This window comes from Ramlibacter sp. AN1015 (assembly GCF_037726105.1).
Lineage (GTDB): Bacteria > Pseudomonadota > Gammaproteobacteria > Burkholderiales > Burkholderiaceae_C > Ramlibacter.
The window spans coordinates 19,974-37,038 of sequence record NZ_JBBJUM010000011.1; the positions used below are offsets into that span (position 1 = coordinate 19,974).

Below are 17,065 nucleotides of genomic sequence, written 5' to 3' on the forward strand. Positions count from 1 at the left end.
CCTTGAACGAACACATCCTCTATGAGACCGACGGCGCCATCGCCCACATCTGGCACAACCGTCCGCATGCTCGCAACGCCGAAAGCCAGGGCCTGCTGCAGGAGCTGGACGATGCCTTGCAGGCGGCCAGCGCGGACGATGCCGTTCGCGTGATCGTCATCGGCGGCAAGGGCGACCACTTCTCTGCGGGCCACGACCTGAAGGAAGCGGCGGCCAAGCGCAGCAACTTCACCGTCGAAGAGCGCTGGGCCTTTGAGGAGCGCTACTACTTCCGCTACGCGATGAACATCTGGGACTGCCCCAAGCCCACCATCGCGCAGGTGAGCGGCGCCTGCATCGCAGGCGGCTTCATGGTGGCGAACATGTGCGATCTCATCGTCGCATCGGAGGACGCGTTCTTCTCAGATCCGGTGTGCCACACGCTGGGCGCCGCTGCAGTCGAGGTGCTGATTCATCCGTGGGTGATGAATGCACGCAAGGCCAAGGAGTTTCTGTTCACCGGCAGCCGCTTGACGGCGCGGGAGGCCCATGAACTCGGCATGGTCAACACGGTGGTGCCGCGCGCCGACCTCGAGGCCGAGACTTTGCGCATGGCCGGGCGCATTGCGCAGTGCGATCCGTTTGCCCTCAAGCTGGTCAAACGCTCTATCAATCGCGGCCTCGATGCGCAGGGCCTGCGCACGTCGGTGCAGGCGCACTTCGACAGCCACCAGCTGAGCCACCAGTCGGAAGGTTTCCAGCGGCGCCGCACCGAGGGCCTCGCCAATGCCATTCAACGTTCTCCCGGCGCATCGCGGAGCTGATGTCGTGGCGCAGGACCCTCTCCGTTCCATCGCCGAGGACTTTCGCCGCCTGTATGCCGGCTGGGGGCCGGGCACCACGATCGGCGAGATGCGCCGGCAGTGGGACACGTTTCTGCGCAGCGGACACGTTGCAGCGGAGCTCGAGCCGGTGGACGCGAACGGCGTGCCCTGCCGCTGGGTGCGGGCACCGGGCGCGAGCCGCGAGCGCGCGATCGTGTATCTGCACGGCGGCGGCTACCAGGTCGGCTCGCTCGATTCGCATCACAACGTGATGGTTGCCTTTTCTGCGGCGTCGGGCTGCTCGGTGCTCGGCATCGACTATCGCCTCGCCCCCGAACACCGCTTCCCTGCGCCTGTCGAGGATTCGCTGCTGGTGTGGCGCTGGCTCCTCGCGCGGGGCTTCACGGGCGAGCAGGTCGGCATCGCGGGCGACTCCGCCGGTGCGGGGATCGCGGTCGCCCTCATGACCTTGCTGCGCGACAAGTCGCTCCCGCTGCCAGCTGCAGCGGTGGCGATGTCTCCGTGGGTGGACATGGAGGCTAGCGGTGCGTCGTATGCACGCAATGCCGCGCGCGATCCGGTGACGCAGCGCACGGTGATTCTGCAGATGGCGCGAACGTACCTGGGCAAGATGGCCGACCCGCGTGAGCCGCTGGCTTCGCCGATCCACGCCAACCTGGCGCGGCTGCCGCCGCTCCTGGTGCAGGTCGGAAGCGACGAAGTGCTTCTGGACGACGCGGTCCAGCTGGTGGAACGCGCCGCCTCGCAAGGCACCGATGCGCGCCTGAGCGTCTGGAACGGCATGGTGCACGTGTTCCAGCTGTTCACCGGGCGCCTGCCCGAAGCCGACGCCGCCATCGAGCAAGCGGCAACGTTCTTGCGCGCCGCGATGGATAGCCACGCCCTGACAAGAAGCAACGCATGAAGACAGCACTCGGACACATCAAGGTTCTCGATCTCACCCGGGTTCTGGCGGGCCCGTGGGGCACGCAGATCCTCGCCGACATGGGAGCCGAAGTGATCAAGATCGAACGCCCCGGCGCGGGCGACGATCTGCGCGGCTGGGGCCCGCCATTCCTCAAGGACCCGGAGGGCAAGGACACCTCGGATGCCGCGTACTTCCTGAGCGCGAACCGCGGAAAGAAGTCGGTGACCCTCGATATAGCGACTGCCGAGGGCCAGGAGATCGTGCGACGGCTCGCGCGGGACGCAGACGTGCTGGTGGAAAACTACAAGGTCGGCACGCTGTCACGCTATGGCCTGGGCCATGAGGACCTGCGCACGCTCAACCCCCGCCTGGTCTATTGCTCCGTCACCGGATTCGGGCAAAGCGGGCCCTATGCACACCTGCCCGGCTATGACTATATTTTCCAGGGCATGGGTGGGCTCATGAGCATCACGGGGCTGCCCGACGACGAGCCGGGAGGCGGGCCGCTGAAGACCGGCATTCCGATCACCGACATCGTGACAGGCATCTACGCGGCCACGGCAATCCTCGCTGCGCTGGAACACCGGCATGTGAGCGGAGAGGGACAGCACATCGACATTTCGCTGCTGGACTGCCTCGTCAATGTCACGAGCTGCGCGGCCATGAACTACTTCCTGTCGGGACACATCCCGCAGCGGCTGGGCAACGGCCACTCGAACATGGTCCCCTACCAGGTGTTTCGCTGCAGGGAGGGCGACATCATCGTGGCGATCGGGAACGACACCCAGTACGCCACCTTCTGCAAGCTGATTGGGCGTCCCGACCTGGCCAGCGACCCGCGCTTCGAATCCCCGGCCCAGCGAAGCCGCAACCGCGAGCTGCTCGTGCCCCAGGTGGCAGAAGCCATGCTTCGCAAGACCATGGCGGAATGGGTCGCACTGCTGGAGCCGTCCAACGTCCCCTGCGGTCCGATCAACGACCTGCGCCAGGTGTTCGAAGATCCGCAGGTGCAGCACCGGGGCCTGAAGGTCACCCTGCCCCACGCCTGCGGCGTGCAGTCGCCCGCGGTCGCCAGCCCGATCCGCTACTCAGCCACCCCGATTCGCTACGGGTCGGCCGCACCGACCATCGGCCAGCACACCGAGCAGGTGCTGCGTGAGCAGGTCGGCCTGACAGAGGAACAGATCGCGAAGATGCGCGAACTGCACGTGGTCTGAAGCGCTTTCGCCAGTGCTCCTCGACAGGGCACGGCGAGTTCACGGCGTGCGCAAACGATGGGAGCGCCGAGCCGGCGCGTACCGCCGGCACTTCGCCACCTCCCCGGCCAGGGCCGCGGCCAGGTGCGGGTCGAGGCTGCCGGGGAACAAGGCTCAGCTGGGCTTCACGTCGAACTCGACGACCAGCTTGCGCCACTCCTCCACGTCGTTGCGAATCGTTCGCGCGAATTCTTCTGGCGTGGAGCCCACCGGCTCGATCCCCTGGTCCCGCATGATCTTGGACACCTCGGGGTCGGTGAGGATCTCCTTCACGTCCCGGTAGATCTTGTCGATGACGGGCTGCGGAGTGCCGGACGGCGCGAGAAAACCGAACCACCCGCCTCGCTCCATGCCCTTGATACCCAGCTCCTTGAAAGTGGGCACGTCGGGCAGGACCTTCGAGCGCTCGGACGTGATGATGCCGAGCGGTCGCACCTTGCCAGCGCGGATGTGCGGCAGCGCCGTGCCGACGGAGTTGAAGCTGGATTCGATGTGTCCGCCCAGCAGGTCGTTCATCTGCAGCGCCTCGCCCTTGTACGGCACGGGCAGCACCTGGATTCCGGCGTCGCGGCCGACCATCAATCCATACACGTGGAAACTGGAGCCGTTGCCGAAGTGTGCATAGCGAAGCGGCCTGTTGGCCGCCTTCACGCCCGCCACCAGCTCCTGGAACGTCTTGTACGGCGAGTCGGTGTGCACCGCAAAGATGGACTCCGGCGTGGCGTACTGCGTGATGGCGGCGAAGTCGTTGACCGGGTCGTATGGCGTCTGCGGATAGAGCAGCTTGACGGTGGAGTGCGTCACGAAGGTCGACAGCAGCGTGTAGCCATCGGGCGCCGAGCGGGCCACGATTTCCGCGCCCACACGCGTGGACGCGCCCGGCTTGTTGTCGATCACCACCGGCTGTCCCCACTTGTTGCTCAGGCGCTCGGCGATCAGGCGCGTGATGCGGTCCGGGCTGCTGCCCGGGGGGCCGGGAAGCACAAACTTCACCGGCTTGGTCGGCCACGCCTGGGCGATGGAGGACATGGGGGCGCATGCCAGGACGGCAGCACACACCAGGCCCCAGATGTTCTTCTTCATGCTTGTCTCTCTCTCTTTGCTAGGGTTGATGGACGGGGGTTCAGGTCAGGTCAAGAGTGCCGGAATGTGCGCTGCGTCGGCATCAGGTTTCGCTGCCGGGCGGCGCAGCCTGGCCAGCACGTGGCTGCCGAACAGGCGCGCGGATCGCTGAGAGTCTTCGCAGCGGAGATCGCCGAACGCGAGCCGACACACCAGGTAGTTGATGCCGGTGCGCTGCACTTCGTCCTCGACCCAGTGGCGGACCGTCTCCGCTGAGCCGGCGATGCCCAGGCCCGCAGCCTGCGCGTCGTCGAATTCCTCCGGGAAAGCCAGCGTGGCGGGCTTGGTGCCATGCTGGACCCACAGGTGCATCAGGCGTTCGCGCCACATCCTGTAAGCGGGCCGTGCGATGCGCACTGCCTCCGCATCGGTGTCTGCCACGACGACGTGGCGGCTCACCCCCATGCGGGGCATGGGTCCGTTCGCGCCTCTGGCAGTCCAGTGCTCTCGATAGCGATCGGTGACCGCCTTGACGCTGCCGGACGGCCCGTTGCAGACGATGTTGATCCCGTTGTCCGCGGCCCACTTGGCCCCCTCGGGCAGGCCGACGCCGTACCAGATCGGCGGGACGGGCTTCTGGTAGCACTCCAGGACCGTGGGCACGTCCCGGAAGGTGTAGTGCTTGCCGCTGAAATTGACGCTGCGCTGCGTGAGCGCCTGCAGGATGACCTGGTAGCCCTCGTGGTACAGGCCCTGCGCCTGCGCGGGATCGACGCCGTAGTACCCGACCTCGTACGGAGACACGCCGCGGCCGAAGCCGACCTCCAGCCGCCCGCGGCTCATCTGGTCCAGCATGCAGATCTCCTCGGCCACGCGTAACGGGTGGTGGAGGCTGAGCGTATACACCAGCGGGCCGAAGCGGATCCGGCTGGTGCGCTGCGCCACGGCTGCCAGGTACACGCTGGGCGACGGCGCGATGCCAAGTGGCGTCGAATGGTGCTCGGCAACGTGGTACGCATGGAAGCCCGCCTGCTCGTAGGCCTGCACCAGCTGCAGCCGCTGCTCGAACTGGTCGGCCAAGGGCAGCGGCCCGCGGTCCATGTGGTCGAAGACGCCGAAAGAGGGGTCGTGGGGAGTCACTGTGGTCATGGGGGTAGCAGCTGGAGGCCGGGGGGGAGTTCGCGGGTGGCCGGCGGGAGAACCTTCCATTGCCAGGGGCGCGCCCGGCTCCTCTCAGGCGGGGATGAACTCGCCGCTCTTGTAGAGCAACGAGCGCTGGTCCTGCTGGCTGATCTGGAGGATCTCGCCGACGAAGATGGTGTGGGTGCCGCAATCGACGGTCTGTACGACGCGGCACGCAAACGAGACGAGCGCGCCGCGCAGCAGCGGCACACCACCGATGCCGGGGTCCCACTCGGCCTCCTGGAAGCGCTGGTCGGCGTCTTCCACCGGGCGGGAGAACGCGAGCGCCAGATCGATCTGCGACTCGGCAAGGTAGTTGATGCCGAAGGCACTCGCCTGCGCGATGCAGCAGTGGGCGCGCCCGTCCTTGTTGACGCAGGCCAGCACCTGCGGCGGATCGGCGCTGACGCTGCAGACCGCCGTGGCGGTGAGTCCGCGCCTGCGCCCTTCGTGTTCCGCGGTGACGACTGCCACGGCCGAAGGCACCTTGCGCATGGCCTGGCGGTACGACGCGGAGTCCACCCAGGGCGTTTGCTCGTTTTCCACCATTTTCAACAATGTTGAAGTCTTTGATAATGATCAAAATTGTAGACGCCGGGCCGCTCCCGTGGGCCCCGGGAAAATCCGAACACATGCCTGACTCTTCAGCCGCCGATGTCCCGACTACCCGCCCCAGCGGACCACGTGGCATCCAGTCCATCGAACTCGGCTACCGCATCCTCACGGCCATCCAGCAGGGGCCGGATGCCGTGGCCCTGAAGACGATCTCCGCCCGGGCCGGCATGTCCCCCAGCGCAGTGCACAACTACCTGGCCAGTTTCATCCGCACGGGGATGGTTGCGGCGGACGCGCGGGGCCAGTACCGGCTCGGGCCGAGCCTCGCGGCGCTGGGCCTCGCGGCGGCGCGGCAGGTGGACCGATTCGAGCTGATCCGTACACGAGCGGTGGCGCTCAGCGAGCAGACCGGGCTGGGCGTGGCCGTGCTGATCTGGAGCGCGCAAGGACCGGTGATCCTCTTCAACAAGCCGGACCCGCGCAACCACATGTTCGAGCTGCGCAACGGGCCGGTGTCCATGCTGTCCACCGCCGGCGGCCACGTGTTCGCTACCTTGCTGCCGCGCGAAGCCACGCGGCCGGTGGTCCTGAAGGAACGTGGCGGCCGAATGGCGCGCGCCGAATGCGACCGCCTGCTGGACAGCATCGCCGCGGCGGTGCGCCGCACGGGCCATGCCGACGTGATGCTGGACGCCCTGCCCGGCTACGGCGCCTTGAGCGTCCCGATCTGGGACGAACGCGACGGCGTGGCGTATGCGCTCACGATCACCGCCCCCGTCGAGCTGATCGACAAGTCGCCGACCGGCAACCACGTCGCGGCACTGCACGCCGCCGGCCGCGAGCTGTCCCGGCTGCTGGGGGCGCCGGCGCAACGCTGGGCGGCCGCGGTCCCAATGCCATGAGCACCCTAGTGACCGCGCACAACCTCATCACCTTGCATCCGGCGACGCCACTGGCCTGGCACGCTGGCAACAACAAAGCGCTGGCCGACGTGCGTCGGCCGCACAAGCGGGACCGTCCGTTCGAGCTGCCCTTCGCCTGCTCAGTCGCTCAACGGCCGACGCGGCCGCCCTGCCCCCGCGATTTGGGCAGAGCATCGGCCAGCAGGAGATCATGGAAGGCCACAGCGGCAGCCGAGAGACTGCGGTCCCTTCGACGCACGAGGTAGATAGGCCGGCTCGAGTTCTCCGCCTTGAGCACGACCGCCGCCACTCCCGGCCGCTGGCACAACTGCAGGGCGAACTGCGGCACGATGCTGATGCCGAAGCCCGCCGCCACCAGCCCCCCCAGCGTGCCGAGCTGGTTGACCTCGAGCCCCGTGTCGCGTACCTCGGCGGCCTGAACGATCGGCTGCAGGTGCTGCCAGACACTGCCGGTGCGCAGCGTATGGACGAAGGGCTGGTGCCGCAGGTCACGCAGTCCGATGCTTTTCCTGGCGGCCAGCGGGTTGTCGTCTCGGCAGATGACGAAGCTCGGCTCCTGGAAAAGCAGTTGCGCCTGGAGTTCGTGTTCCGGGCCAGGCTGCGCGTTGAGCCCGAAATCGACGTCGCCGCGGGCGATCATCTGCAGGCAGCGGTCCGAGATCTCGTCGAACAGCCTCAGTTCGATGCCCGGATGCAGGCGCGCGAATTTCGCCATGCGCTCAGGCAGCCAGGCCGCGGAGAGCGTAGGCGGGGCCGCCACGCTGACCCGCCCCACCCTGTGCTGCGCACGGTCGCGCAGTGCGTCCAAGGTCGCCTTCATCTCGAGCGCGATGCGATGCGCGCCCTGGGAGAAAACCTCGCCTTCGGGCGTGAGCGAGACGTTGCGCGTGTCGCGGTCGAACAGCCGCGTGCCCACCTGATCTTCCAGGCGGCTGATCAGCTGGCTGAAGGCCGAGGGCGACATATGGCAGCGCTCGGCCGCCCGCGCGAACCGACGCGTTTCTTCCAGCGCCACGAAAGCATCGACGAGTCGCCCGGAGAGATTCATCAGAAAACTGGAACAGTCGTTCGAATAAGTCCAGTTTACTTTCATGGCGTGCCGGCGCACAGTGGCCACCGATATCGAAGGATTGAAGGGAACCTGCCGTGAAAACACTTGCCGTCGGATGCGGCGCCGGCTTCTCCGGGGACCGCGTCGATGCGGCACCGCCGGTGGTCCGCACGCTCATTGCCCGGGGTGGCCCCGCCGCCCTGATTTTCGAGAACCTCGCCGAGCGCACGCTGGCCCAGCAGCAGCTGGCGCGCAAGGCCAGGCCCGAGGCTGGCTACGAGCCGCTGCTGCAGCAGGAGCTTCGCCCGGTGCTGGCCGATTGCCTGGCTCATGGCATCACGATCGTGGGCAACTTCGGCGCGGCCAACCCGGATGGCGCGGCCCGCGCGATCGCGGCGCTCTCGGCCGAACTGGGGCTGCCCATGCCACGCATCGCCGTCGTCAAGGGCGACGACCTGTCCGATGCCAGGGGGCGCGCGATCGTGCGCGAGCACCTGGGCGCCTTCGACGACCAGCGCTTCGTCTGCGCCAACGCCTACCAGGGTGCGTTCGAGATCGCGCGCGCCATCGAGGCCGGCGCCCAGGTGGTGGTCACGGGCCGGGTGGCGGATCCGTCCCTGGTGCTGGGGCCGGCCATCGCCCACTTCGGCTGGCAACCCGATGACCTGGACCCGCTTGCCGGCGGGACCATGGCGGGCCATCTGCTCGAATGCGGCGCGCAGGTCAGCGGTGGCTATTTCGCGGACCCTGGGCGCAAGGACGTGCCGGGCCTGGAGAACGTCGGCTTCCCCATCGCCGAGATCGAGGCCGACGGCAGCTGCGTCATCGGCAAGGCCGATGCGACCGGCGGCCTGGTCGATTGCCGCACCGTCAAGGAACAACTGCTGTACGAAGTACACGACCCGGCCGCGTACCTCACCCCCGACGTGGTGGCCGACATCACCGAGGCCACCGTCACCCAGGTCGGCCCCGACCGCGTGCGGCTCGCTGGCGTCAAGGGCCACCCGCGCACGGGCACCTTGAAGGCGCTGGTGTATTTCGACGGCGGCTGGCTGGGTGAAGCGGAGATCTCCTACGCCGGCCCGAATGCCGAAGCGCGCGCGCGCCTGGCAATGGAGGTCGTTCGCAAGCGCATGGGCAGCCGCCTGCCGCTGCGGTTCGACCTGCTCGGCATCAGCAGCATCCTGGACGATGACACCGGCCAGATGCTGGCGGCGGCCCCCATCGGAAGGCACACCGATGTTCGCCTGCGGGTGGCGGGCAAGCACGAATCGGAGGGCGAAGTCGATGCGCTCCTGCGCGACGTGATGGCCCTGTGGACCGGCGGGCCGGCGGGCGGCGGCGGGGTGCGCACCGCCAAGCGCCAGCGGCTGTCGAACCGGGCCTGCCTCATTCCGCGCGAGCTGCTCGCGACCTCTTTCGCCTTCCACGCCGAGTGACCGGAGCCTCCATGAACGACGTCCTTCTCTACGACCTCGCCCATGCCCGAACGGGCGACAAGGGCAACCACATCAACATCAGCCTCATCGCCCTGCGCGAGCAGGACTATCCGCTGCTGGTGGACCAGGTGACAACCGAGCGGGTGGCCGCGCACTTCTCCGCACGCAAGCCGACGCGGGTGCGGCGCTACCTGCTGCCCAGGCTGGGGGCCATGAACTTCGTCATCGAGGACGTGCTCGATGGCGGCGTCAACGATTCGCTCAACCTCGACATGCACGGCAAGGCGCTTTCCTTCCACCTGTTGACCATGAAGGTGAGCAGCCCCGGTCCCGCCGCGTGAGCATGGACCATCACGCTTTCGCTTTCTGCATCGCTTCTTCAGGAGACAAGGCATGAAAACACGCACGTTTCTGCAATCCATCGCCGTGGGCGTCGCGCTCGCCGCGGGCGCCACATCGGCCCCGGCGCAGGGCAGCGCACCCTACCCGAGCCGGCCGGTCAAGCTGGTGGTGCCGTTCCCGGCCGGCAGCGCGACCGACCTCGCCGCGCGGGTCATCGCGCAGCAGCTCGGCACTGCACTCGGCCAGGGCTTCGTGGTGGACAACAAGCCCGGCGCCGGCGGCTCCATCGCCGCGATGGACGTGATCCGGTCGGCTCCGGACGGCTACACCCTGTTCTTCTCCTCGAACTCTGCCCTCGCCTCCAACGTGGCCCTGCTCAAGACCATGCCGTACGACCCGCTCAAGGAGCTCACGCCGGTGGCGGGTGTCGGCGAGACGACGCTCGCGCTCATGGTGAAGACCGATCACCCGGCCAAGAACATCGACGAGTTCGTCAACTACCTCAAGGAACGCCCCGGCAAGATCAATGCGGGCTTCGGCTCGTCCACCTCCCAGATCAGCATCGCCAACCTGAACCGGCTGGCCAATGTGAACGCGCTTCCCGTTCCGTACAAGGGCATTCCGCTGGCCGTGAACGACGTGCTCGCCGGGACGGTGGATTTCACCTTCGTGGACCTGGGCAACTCCCTCGCCCAGGTGAAGGGCGGAAAGATGCGGGCACTGGGCGTCACCTCGCCCAAGCGCTCGTCGCTGGCGCCCGACTGGCCGGCATTGGCCGAGACCATGCCCGGCTTCGACGTGACGGCCTGGTTCGCCATCGCGGGTCCGGCGGGCATGCCGCAGGACGTCGTCCAGAAGCTCAACGCAGCCACCACCGAGGCGCTCAGGAAGCCAGAGGTCAAGGACAAGCTGGCCGGAATCGGCCTGCAGCCCATGCCGATGCCGGCCGCCCAGCTCAAGACCTTCATGGCAGACGAAGTCACCAAGTGGAAGCGCATGGCCAAGGAAGCCAACATCCAGCCGGAATGAACATGAGCGACTCCCGAAACGCAAGAGTGATGCTGGTCACCGGCGCCAGCCGCGGTATCGGCGCGGAGATCGCGCTGCTCGCCGCGGAGCGCGGCTGGCGCGTCGCCGTGAACTACCTGCGCAGCGAGGCTGCGGCGCAGGAGGTGGTCGGGCGCATCCGCGCGATGGGCGGCGAAGCCGTGGCACTGCAGGCCGATGTCGGGAAGCTTCCGGAGGTAGTGCGCATGTTCGCGCAGCTCGACGACGCGCTCGGCCCCCTGGATGCACTCGTGAACAACGCCGGCGTGCTTGCGAGTTTCCGGATCGCCGACGTCGATGAGCACAACGTGGCCGACCTGTACGCGGCCAACGTGTTCAGCGCCTACTACTGCGCGCGCGAAGCCGTCAGGCGCATGGCCAGGTCTCGCGGCGGCAAGGGAGGCGTGATCGTCAACATGTCCTCGGTGGCGTCCCGCCTGGGTGGCCTGGCCGGCGGCTCGGCGTATGCCGGCTCCAAGGGCGCCATCGACTCGTTCAACCTGGCGCTCGCCAAGGAAGTGGGGCCTGAAGGCATCCGCGTCAATACCTTGCGTCCGGGCCTGATCGCCACGGACATACACGACGTGCACGGCGGCATCGCCCCCATGCAGCAGATGGCCAAGACCGCCGTTCCCCTGGGGCGGGACGGCAGCGCCCGCGAAGTGGCGCAGGCGGCGCTCTGGCTGGCCGAGGAGGAATCGTCCTACGTGCACGGGGCGGTCCTCGACGTCTCCGGCGGCCGCTGAAGGCTTGTCGAAAAGGAGCAGCGAAGCCATGCCATCTCCCCGGAAAGTGATCGTGACCTGCGCCGTCACCGGCTCGATCCATACGCCGTCCATGTCCCCGCACCTGCCCGTCACCGCGCAGCAGATCGCCGACGCGGCGGTGCAGGCCGCCGAGGCCGGTGCGGCCATCGTCCACCTGCACGCGCGCAATCCCGAGGACGGCCGGCCCGACCAGTCTCCCGACGCGTTCCGTGCGTTCGTGGGCGACGTGAAGGCGCGCAGCGACGTGGTGGTCAACCTGACCACCGGCGGCGCGCCCACGATGAGCGTGAAGGAACGCATGCAGCCCGCACTGCAGCTGCGCCCTGAGGTCGCGTCGCTGAACATGGGCTCGATGAACTTCGGGCTGTTCCCGATGCTGCAGCGCTACAAGGAATTCCAGCATGCCTGGGAGCGCCAGTATCTCGAGGGCACGCGCGACCTGGTCTTCAAGAACACCTTCGCGGACATCGAGTACGTGCTCACGCGCGGCACCGACAACGGCACGCGCTTCGAATTCGAGTGCTACGACACCGCGCACCTGTACAACCTGGCGCACTTCCTGGACCGCAAGCTCGCCACCCCGCCGCTGTTCGTCCAGACCGTCTTCGGCATCCTCGGGGGCATCGGCAGCCATCCCGACGACGTGGCGCACATGAAACGCACGGCCGACCGGCTGTTCGGGACCGACTATGTCTGGAGCGTGCTGGGCGCCGGTCGATCACAGATGAACATCGCCGCCACCGCCGCCGCCCAAGGCGGCAACGTCCGCGTCGGCCTGGAAGACTCGCTGTGGGATGGGCCTGGGGTGCTGGCACGAAGCAACGCCGACCAGGTGCGACGCGTGCGCGGCGTTCTCGAGGGAATGGGCTTGGAGATCGCGACGCCGGCGGATGCAAGGCAGCTGCTGAAGTTGAAGGGGTCGGCGCAGGTGGGGTTTTGAACGCGTGTGCTTTGACCGTCAGAAGGTCTTGCTGCCTGCTCCGCCCGTCGCGCATCGCGAGTCCATGCAGTACCCGGATGAGACTTATGGCCGACAGCCAAGACACACGCGCGCCGGGCCCCGCGGATGGATCGAGACGCCGCGGCACCGAACGACAATGCAGGGGCAATGGACCGACGCCTCGTAACCGCCGCGCTGCTGTGCATGCCCGGGCCGCTGCTTGCCACGACGGACGATCCCCGCCCGCGTCACAAGGTGCCTGCGGCCGAGTTGCACCAGGCGCTGACAAGCCGGTTCCCGGTGCGAGTCGGCGTTCCGGGACTCATCTTCGTCGAGGTGAGTGCCCCGCGGCTTCACCTGCTCCCCGCCCGCAACCGGCTTGGCGCGGGGTTGCAGGCCGACATCGTCAGCGCCTCGGGCCGGCTTCCGCCGGGCGACCTGGACGTGACGTTCAGCCTGCGTTACGAGGGGGCGGACCGCACGCTGCGCGCACACCAGATGACCCTCCTCGATCTCCGGTGGCCAGGCATGCCGCCCGAATGGACGGGACTCGTGCGCGATGCTCTGTCCACCATGGGTGGGGACACTGTCGGCGAGATCGTGCTCCACACCTTCAGCTCGAGTGAGCTCGCCCTGCCCGAAACCATGGGATTCCAACCCGGGCGCCTCACCGTAGTCGGCGACGGACTTGTCGTTGAGTTCGAGCCGAAAACGCGGCGCTAAGCGATTCGCTCCCACCACCAAGCCAAACCGCGCCCCCGCTGTGATCCGCCCGCCACGCACCGCGGATGCACGCGCCTGAGTCCCTCCTTCAGCTGAAGCTCGACGCCCGCGCGAAGATGGGGCGTAGGAGCGGGTCGATCGGAGAAGTGGCGCAATCCCTAGCGGGGTGCCGTTCCTGCAGCCCCATGCTCGCATGCGCGGGCCCTCGGTCCGGTTTGGAGCTGTATGAGCAACCCTTGGATGAAGAAGAACCCGTTCATGAGCATGTGGCTCAGCGGCGCCAATAGCGTCGCAGGACGTGCGCGTGGCCAGGCGACGAGTGCTGCCAAGCGGCAGGTCGCCGCGAGCCAGGCCGCCGCGACGCAGCAGGTGCTCGAGTTCTGGTTCGGCAAGCCGAAGACGCAAGGCGGCCGCCGCAAGCGCTCCAGGTGAGACGCGCGCGACGCGAAAACGGCGTCACCAGACCAGCGGCCAGGGCGAGCCCCCTGAGCCGCTACGTGTCTGTCCGCTACGTGTCTGTCCATCTGTCCGCGCGCAAAGAGGTTTCGGCTGCGGGCCTGCCGTTATTTGACGAAATGACGGCGTTGGGCGATGCCGTCCGACATGCTGGCTGTTCCGTTGGACTGCATGATGCGATGGCACCTGAAACGGAGACGACACGGATGCGAGCCTCAAAACTGCAAGCCCCGGCAGAAATCATCTCGCCGTTCGACTGGCGCCGCGATGCGCAATCCGCCGAAGCCGACGCAACCCGGCGTCCGGCCAGGAAGTCACGGCGCGTGAACGCGGCGGGGGCGGCTCCCCAGACCCCCGCATCCCGGGCCGCGCTGGTCCTGGCGCATCGCTGGGGCAGCCCGTATTCCAGGCCCGGATGGCCATGAGCTGCGCGTAGCCTTTAGGTTGCGCTCGGGTCACTCGTCCGGCTGAACCGGGTGTGCGAGCTACTTGCGCCCCTCAGTACGGCGTTCCGTCCTTGTGCCGGAAGTGCCAGCACCCGGAATGGAAAGCCGCTTCAAGGTCGTCCCGCGGGTAGCGCACCGCGTCGCCTTCGCTTCGGTCTCCGATCTCCAGCACGGTGGCCGGTGCCGCGGATCGATTAACGAGATGGTGTGCCCCGCCACCGGCTGGGAAGCCCGCGCACATTCCCGCGCTGAGTTCCGCCTCCCCATGCTCGTGCACCAGGACCAGCGTGCCTTCCAGCACGTAGACGAACTCGTCCTGGGCGGAGTGCGCATGCTGCAGGGCCGATTCGCCGCCCGGGAGGATGGTCGTGAGATTCACGCCGAAGTTGCGCAGGCCGACTGCGTCGCCGACCGGCCGCTTCTGGCGCCGCGCCATGCGTGAGGCGAACGGCTCGGGGTAGCTGGTGGGTTTCTGGCGCAGCGGCAGGTCGAGTGCGCGGATCACGGCAAGCGGTTTGGAGCGGGACATCGATGCCTCCGGGGCGCGTCAGGGGTCAAGCGGGTTGCGGCATGCGCCATGACGACCGGCGGCACACACGACACACGCGACACACGGAGTCACTGTAAGCGGCCGGACTGGCGCGTGGAATGCGAAAGGTGCCCGCGCAGCATGACGTCTGGAAATGCGACCGCGCTCAGCCCAAGCCGCGCTGCATGATGACGGTGTCCAGCCACTGCCCGAGCTTGAAGCCGACGTCTTCCAGCACCCCGACCTTGCGGAATCCATGCCGCGCGTGCAGTGCCACCGACGCGGCGTTGCGGCTGTCGCCGATGATCGCGACCATCTGGAGGAAGTCGCCGCCGCTCGCCCGTGCGATCAGTTCCGACAGCAAGCGACTGCCGATCCCCGCGCGCTGCGAGGTGGGACACACGTACACGCTGTTCTCGATGGTGTGCCGATAGGCCGCCCTCTCCCTATAGCGCGCAGCGTACGCATAGCCGACCAGCCGGCCTGCCGGCTCCTGGGCGACGAGCCACGGCAAGCCCAGTTGCTGCACCGCCCGGACTCGCTCGGACATGGCGCCGGGATCGGGCGGCTGCGTCTCGAACGTGCAGGTGCTTCCGAGTACGTAGTGGCGGTACAGCGCCGTGATGGCGGGAACGTCCTGCGCCTCGGCCTGCCGCACCGAAACGTGATCTGCCGTCATCGCTTCGCTCTCACAGGCCGCCAGCGACCTTGAGGACGCTGCCGGTCACGTACGACGCCCGGGGCGACAGGAGCCACGCGATGGCCTCGGCGACCTCCACCGCCTCGGCGGCCCGCCCCATCGGGATGCGGGACGCCACGCGCAGCGCGCGCCCCGGCTCGCCGGCCGCCGCGTGGATTTCGGTCAGCGTGGTACCCGGCGATACGCAGTTCACGCGGATGCCGCTGCCGGCAAGCTCCTTCGCCAGGCCCACGGTCAAGGCCTCGACCGCGGCCTTGGACGCAGCGTAGTGGACATACTCGCCGGGCGCACCCAGCGTCGCAGCGATCGAAGAGACGTTGACGATGGCTCCGCGGCGCCCCGCAGCCACCCAGGCGCGGGCAGCCTGCTGGCACAGCAGCATCGTGGCGAGCACGTTCACGTCCAGCACCTCCCGCATCGTGGCCGCACGCGTTTCCAGGAAACCGCCGAGCGGCCCGGTGATGCCGGCGTTGTTGACGAGGCCACCCAGCGGAGGCAGGTCGCCGGGCATGCGGTCGAGCAGCGACGCGGCCGCATCCGCGTCCGCCAGGTCCACCTGCAGAAAGCCGATGCGGTGCCCCTGCGCCCGCAGCTGCGCAGCCAGGGCGGCCGCGGCTTCGCGCCGGCTCGTGTAGGTGAAACAGACGGCGTGTCCGGCCGCGGCCAGCAAGCGCACGGTCTCGGCGCCGATGCCCCGGCTTCCTCCGGTGACCAGAATGGTGGTGCCCTGCTCCATCGTTGCTCCCTGCGACTGCCTCGATGCGCCGAATGTATCCAGCCGACGGGGGTGCGGCCAGGGCCCCGCCCTTATGGCTTGCATAACGCCGCCTTATCCGCAATCGCTGCGGGTTTGCCAGGCGATCGGAGCCGACGGGCACCGGCACACAACCTGGAGGCAATAAGCGCAAGACACGCCCAGCGCCGCCCGGATAATTCCGGCTTATGCCACGGCTCAACCCCGCCCACCTCGTCACGTTCCAGAAGGTGGTGGCCGCGAAGAGTTTTTCGTTGGCGGGCGAACAACTCGGTATCTCGCAGCCCGCGGTCAGCCAGCAGATCCGCGAACTCGAGCGCCGGCTGCAGGTGCGGCTGGTGGAGCGCACCGGGCGCCAGGTCGGGCCCACCCCTGCGGGGACCGCCTTGCTCGCACACGCCGCGCGCATCGGCATCGCCTTGGCGGACGCGGAAGCGCAGATGATGCAGTTCCACGAGCAGGCCGGCGGGCGGGTCAGGATCGGCGCGGGCGCCACCGCCTGCATCCACCTGCTGCCGCCCTTGCTGCAGCGCCTGAAGCGGCTCCATCCGTCCGTGACCATCCTGGTGAGCACGGGCAACACCGCGGACATCGTGCGCCGCGTCGAAGGCAACGACCTGGACGCGGCGTTGGTCACGATGCCGGTCGCCTCCGCTGCGCTGCACGCGACGCAGCTCATGGAAGATCGCTTCGTGGCCGTGGCGCAGCGAGGCGCGCACGATGGCCGCGCCGCGGTGACGGCCACCACGCTGGCGCGAAAGCCGCTAATCCTCTTCGAGCCTGGTGCCAACACGCGCAGCCTCGTCGATCGCTGGTTCGCCGACGCCGGCTTTCGCCCGGAGCCGCTGATGGAACTGGGGAGCGTCGAGGCGATCAAGGAGATGGTGTCGGCCGGGCTGGGCTGGTCGCTGCTGCCCGAGCTGAGCGTCGCGTCGCCCAAGCACCGCGCCCGCCTCGCGGTGCTGCGCGTGCAGCCACGGCTGACACGCGCGCTCGCGTGGATCGTTCGCAGGGACAAGCCCATGAACCGCGCGCTGCGCACGGTGCAGGATGGCGTGCTGGAGCTCGCGCAGCGGCGTGCCGCTGACTGAGCGCGTCGCTGGGCGGCAGTCGCCAGCCATGCGCCCGGCGCATGCACAGCGCGCGCCGACATCATTCCACC

General features: G+C 68.1%; 19 protein-coding genes. 12 read left to right on the forward strand and 7 right to left on the reverse strand.

The window, feature by feature from the left end; genetic code table 11:
• Nucleotides 1–2 precede the first annotated feature (2 nt).
• The 3 genes from WG922_RS16815 to WG922_RS16825 are packed head-to-tail and all read left to right on the forward strand — an operon-like array spanning nucleotide 3 to nucleotide 2,948.
• Nucleotides 3–803 carry an enoyl-CoA hydratase gene (locus tag WG922_RS16815; protein ID WP_445322847.1) on the forward strand — a complete coding sequence of 267 codons (801 nt, stop codon included), beginning with the start codon at nucleotides 3–5 and terminating at the stop codon, nucleotides 801–803.
• A 4-nt stretch (nucleotides 804–807) separates the two neighbouring features.
• The gene (locus tag WG922_RS16820) at nucleotides 808–1,728 is read left to right on the forward strand and encodes an alpha/beta hydrolase (protein ID WP_340283926.1); all 921 of its coding nucleotides are present in this window, start codon (nucleotides 808–810) and stop codon (nucleotides 1,726–1,728) included.
• Nucleotides 1,725–2,948, forward strand: a complete 1,224-nt coding sequence (locus WG922_RS16825; protein WP_340283927.1) for a CaiB/BaiF CoA transferase family protein — start codon at nucleotides 1,725–1,727, stop codon at nucleotides 2,946–2,948. Before WG922_RS16820 ends, WG922_RS16825 begins: the two co-directional genes overlap by 4 nt.
• Before the next feature lie 153 nt (nucleotides 2,949–3,101).
• Here the strand turns inward: WG922_RS16825 and WG922_RS16830 are convergent, their stop codons facing one another.
• From WG922_RS16830 to WG922_RS16840, 3 genes are all read right to left on the reverse strand, one after another.
• Entirely contained in the window at nucleotides 3,102–4,070 is a 969-nt protein-coding gene (locus WG922_RS16830) for a Bug family tripartite tricarboxylate transporter substrate binding protein (protein ID WP_340283928.1), read from the reverse strand.
• A gap of 45 nt (nucleotides 4,071–4,115) precedes the next feature.
• Nucleotides 4,116–5,198, reverse strand: coding sequence for an LLM class flavin-dependent oxidoreductase (locus tag WG922_RS16835; protein WP_340283929.1), 1,083 nt, complete (start codon nucleotides 5,196–5,198; stop codon nucleotides 4,116–4,118).
• Between the two features lie 84 nt (nucleotides 5,199–5,282).
• Complete coding sequence (locus WG922_RS16840; RefSeq protein ID WP_340283930.1) at nucleotides 5,283–5,777, reverse strand: flavin reductase family protein; 495 nt, start codon at nucleotides 5,775–5,777, stop codon at nucleotides 5,283–5,285.
• A gap of 86 nt (nucleotides 5,778–5,863) precedes the next feature.
• Here WG922_RS16840 and WG922_RS16845 point away from each other — a divergent pair, with 86 nt between their 5' ends.
• Nucleotides 5,864–6,688, forward strand: a complete 825-nt coding sequence (locus tag WG922_RS16845; protein WP_340283931.1) for an IclR family transcriptional regulator — start codon at nucleotides 5,864–5,866, stop codon at nucleotides 6,686–6,688.
• 148 nt (nucleotides 6,689–6,836) lie between these two features.
• On the opposite strand, the gene WG922_RS16850 is transcribed toward WG922_RS16845, so the two are convergent.
• Nucleotides 6,837–7,757: a LysR family transcriptional regulator gene (locus WG922_RS16850; protein WP_340283932.1), complete on the reverse strand. Its 921-nt coding sequence runs from the start codon at nucleotides 7,755–7,757 to the stop codon at nucleotides 6,837–6,839.
• Between the two features lie 98 nt (nucleotides 7,758–7,855).
• On the opposite strand from WG922_RS16850, the gene WG922_RS16855 reads away from it, so the two are divergent.
• From WG922_RS16855 to WG922_RS16885, 7 genes are all read left to right on the forward strand, one after another.
• Nucleotides 7,856–9,199: an acyclic terpene utilization AtuA family protein gene (locus WG922_RS16855; protein WP_340283933.1), complete on the forward strand. Its 1,344-nt coding sequence runs from the start codon at nucleotides 7,856–7,858 to the stop codon at nucleotides 9,197–9,199.
• 11 nt (nucleotides 9,200–9,210) lie between these two features.
• On the forward strand, nucleotides 9,211–9,540 hold the full coding sequence (locus WG922_RS16860) for an AtuA-related protein (RefSeq protein ID WP_340283934.1): 330 nt from the start codon (nucleotides 9,211–9,213) through the stop codon (nucleotides 9,538–9,540).
• A gap of 52 nt (nucleotides 9,541–9,592) precedes the next feature.
• Entirely contained in the window at nucleotides 9,593–10,570 is a 978-nt protein-coding gene (locus tag WG922_RS16865) for a Bug family tripartite tricarboxylate transporter substrate binding protein (RefSeq protein WP_340283935.1), read from the forward strand.
• Nucleotides 10,571–10,572: 2 nt separating this feature from the next.
• Entirely contained in the window at nucleotides 10,573–11,334 is a 762-nt protein-coding gene (locus WG922_RS16870; protein ID WP_340283937.1) for an SDR family oxidoreductase, read from the forward strand.
• A 28-nt stretch (nucleotides 11,335–11,362) separates the two neighbouring features.
• Entirely contained in the window at nucleotides 11,363–12,295 is a 933-nt protein-coding gene (locus tag WG922_RS16875; RefSeq protein ID WP_340283938.1) for a BKACE family enzyme, read from the forward strand.
• Between the two features lie 168 nt (nucleotides 12,296–12,463).
• Nucleotides 12,464–13,018 (forward strand): DUF1439 domain-containing protein, encoded by a 555-nt coding sequence (locus WG922_RS16880; protein WP_340283940.1) that lies wholly within the window; start codon nucleotides 12,464–12,466, stop codon nucleotides 13,016–13,018.
• Between the two features lie 225 nt (nucleotides 13,019–13,243).
• Nucleotides 13,244–13,450 carry a hypothetical protein gene (locus WG922_RS16885; RefSeq protein WP_340283941.1) on the forward strand — a complete coding sequence of 69 codons (207 nt, stop codon included), beginning with the start codon at nucleotides 13,244–13,246 and terminating at the stop codon, nucleotides 13,448–13,450.
• A 522-nt stretch (nucleotides 13,451–13,972) separates the two neighbouring features.
• Here the strand turns inward: WG922_RS16885 and WG922_RS16890 are convergent.
• From WG922_RS16890 to WG922_RS16900, 3 genes are all read right to left on the reverse strand, one after another.
• A complete protein-coding gene (locus WG922_RS16890; RefSeq protein WP_340283942.1) occupies nucleotides 13,973–14,449 on the reverse strand; it encodes a cupin domain-containing protein in 477 nt (158 codons plus the stop codon).
• A 166-nt stretch (nucleotides 14,450–14,615) separates the two neighbouring features.
• Nucleotides 14,616–15,128 carry a GNAT family N-acetyltransferase gene (locus tag WG922_RS16895; protein WP_340283943.1) on the reverse strand — a complete coding sequence of 171 codons (513 nt, stop codon included), beginning with the start codon at nucleotides 15,126–15,128 and terminating at the stop codon, nucleotides 14,616–14,618.
• A 10-nt stretch (nucleotides 15,129–15,138) separates the two neighbouring features.
• Nucleotides 15,139–15,885 carry an SDR family oxidoreductase gene (locus WG922_RS16900; RefSeq protein ID WP_340283944.1) on the reverse strand — a complete coding sequence of 249 codons (747 nt, stop codon included), beginning with the start codon at nucleotides 15,883–15,885 and terminating at the stop codon, nucleotides 15,139–15,141.
• A 206-nt stretch (nucleotides 15,886–16,091) separates the two neighbouring features.
• On the opposite strand from WG922_RS16900, the gene WG922_RS16905 reads away from it, so the two are divergent.
• Nucleotides 16,092–16,994 (forward strand): LysR family transcriptional regulator, encoded by a 903-nt coding sequence (locus WG922_RS16905; protein WP_340283945.1) that lies wholly within the window; start codon nucleotides 16,092–16,094, stop codon nucleotides 16,992–16,994.
• Nucleotides 16,995–17,065: the final 71 nt, after the last annotated feature.

Bases quoted from the DNA above. Each gene is read 5' to 3' on its own strand.
- WG922_RS16865 (WP_340283935.1), top strand. From the start codon at position 9,593: ATGAAAACACGCACGTTTCTGCAATCCATCGCCGTGGGCGTCGCGCTC.
- WG922_RS16895 (WP_340283943.1), bottom strand. From the start codon at position 15,128: ATGACGGCAGATCACGTTTCGGTGCGGCAGGCCGAGGCGCAGGACGTT.
- WG922_RS16830 (WP_340283928.1), bottom strand. From the start codon at position 4,070: ATGAAGAAGAACATCTGGGGCCTGGTGTGTGCTGCCGTCCTGGCATGC.
- WG922_RS16870 (WP_340283937.1), top strand. From the start codon at position 10,573: ATGAGCGACTCCCGAAACGCAAGAGTGATGCTGGTCACCGGCGCCAGC.
- WG922_RS16850 (WP_340283932.1), bottom strand. From the start codon at position 7,757: ATGAATCTCTCCGGGCGACTCGTCGATGCTTTCGTGGCGCTGGAAGAA.
- WG922_RS16900 (WP_340283944.1), bottom strand. From the start codon at position 15,885: ATGGAGCAGGGCACCACCATTCTGGTCACCGGAGGAAGCCGGGGCATC.
- WG922_RS16880 (WP_340283940.1), top strand. From the start codon at position 12,464: ATGGACCGACGCCTCGTAACCGCCGCGCTGCTGTGCATGCCCGGGCCG.
- WG922_RS16835 (WP_340283929.1), bottom strand. From the start codon at position 5,198: ATGACCACAGTGACTCCCCACGACCCCTCTTTCGGCGTCTTCGACCAC.
- WG922_RS16905 (WP_340283945.1), top strand. From the start codon at position 16,092: ATGCCACGGCTCAACCCCGCCCACCTCGTCACGTTCCAGAAGGTGGTG.
- WG922_RS16860 (WP_340283934.1), top strand. From the start codon at position 9,211: ATGAACGACGTCCTTCTCTACGACCTCGCCCATGCCCGAACGGGCGAC.
- WG922_RS16890 (WP_340283942.1), bottom strand. From the start codon at position 14,449: ATGTCCCGCTCCAAACCGCTTGCCGTGATCCGCGCACTCGACCTGCCG.
- WG922_RS16825 (WP_340283927.1), top strand. From the start codon at position 1,725: ATGAAGACAGCACTCGGACACATCAAGGTTCTCGATCTCACCCGGGTT.
- WG922_RS16875 (WP_340283938.1), top strand. From the start codon at position 11,363: ATGCCATCTCCCCGGAAAGTGATCGTGACCTGCGCCGTCACCGGCTCG.
- WG922_RS16845 (WP_340283931.1), top strand. From the start codon at position 5,864: ATGCCTGACTCTTCAGCCGCCGATGTCCCGACTACCCGCCCCAGCGGA.
- WG922_RS16885 (WP_340283941.1), top strand. From the start codon at position 13,244: ATGAGCAACCCTTGGATGAAGAAGAACCCGTTCATGAGCATGTGGCTC.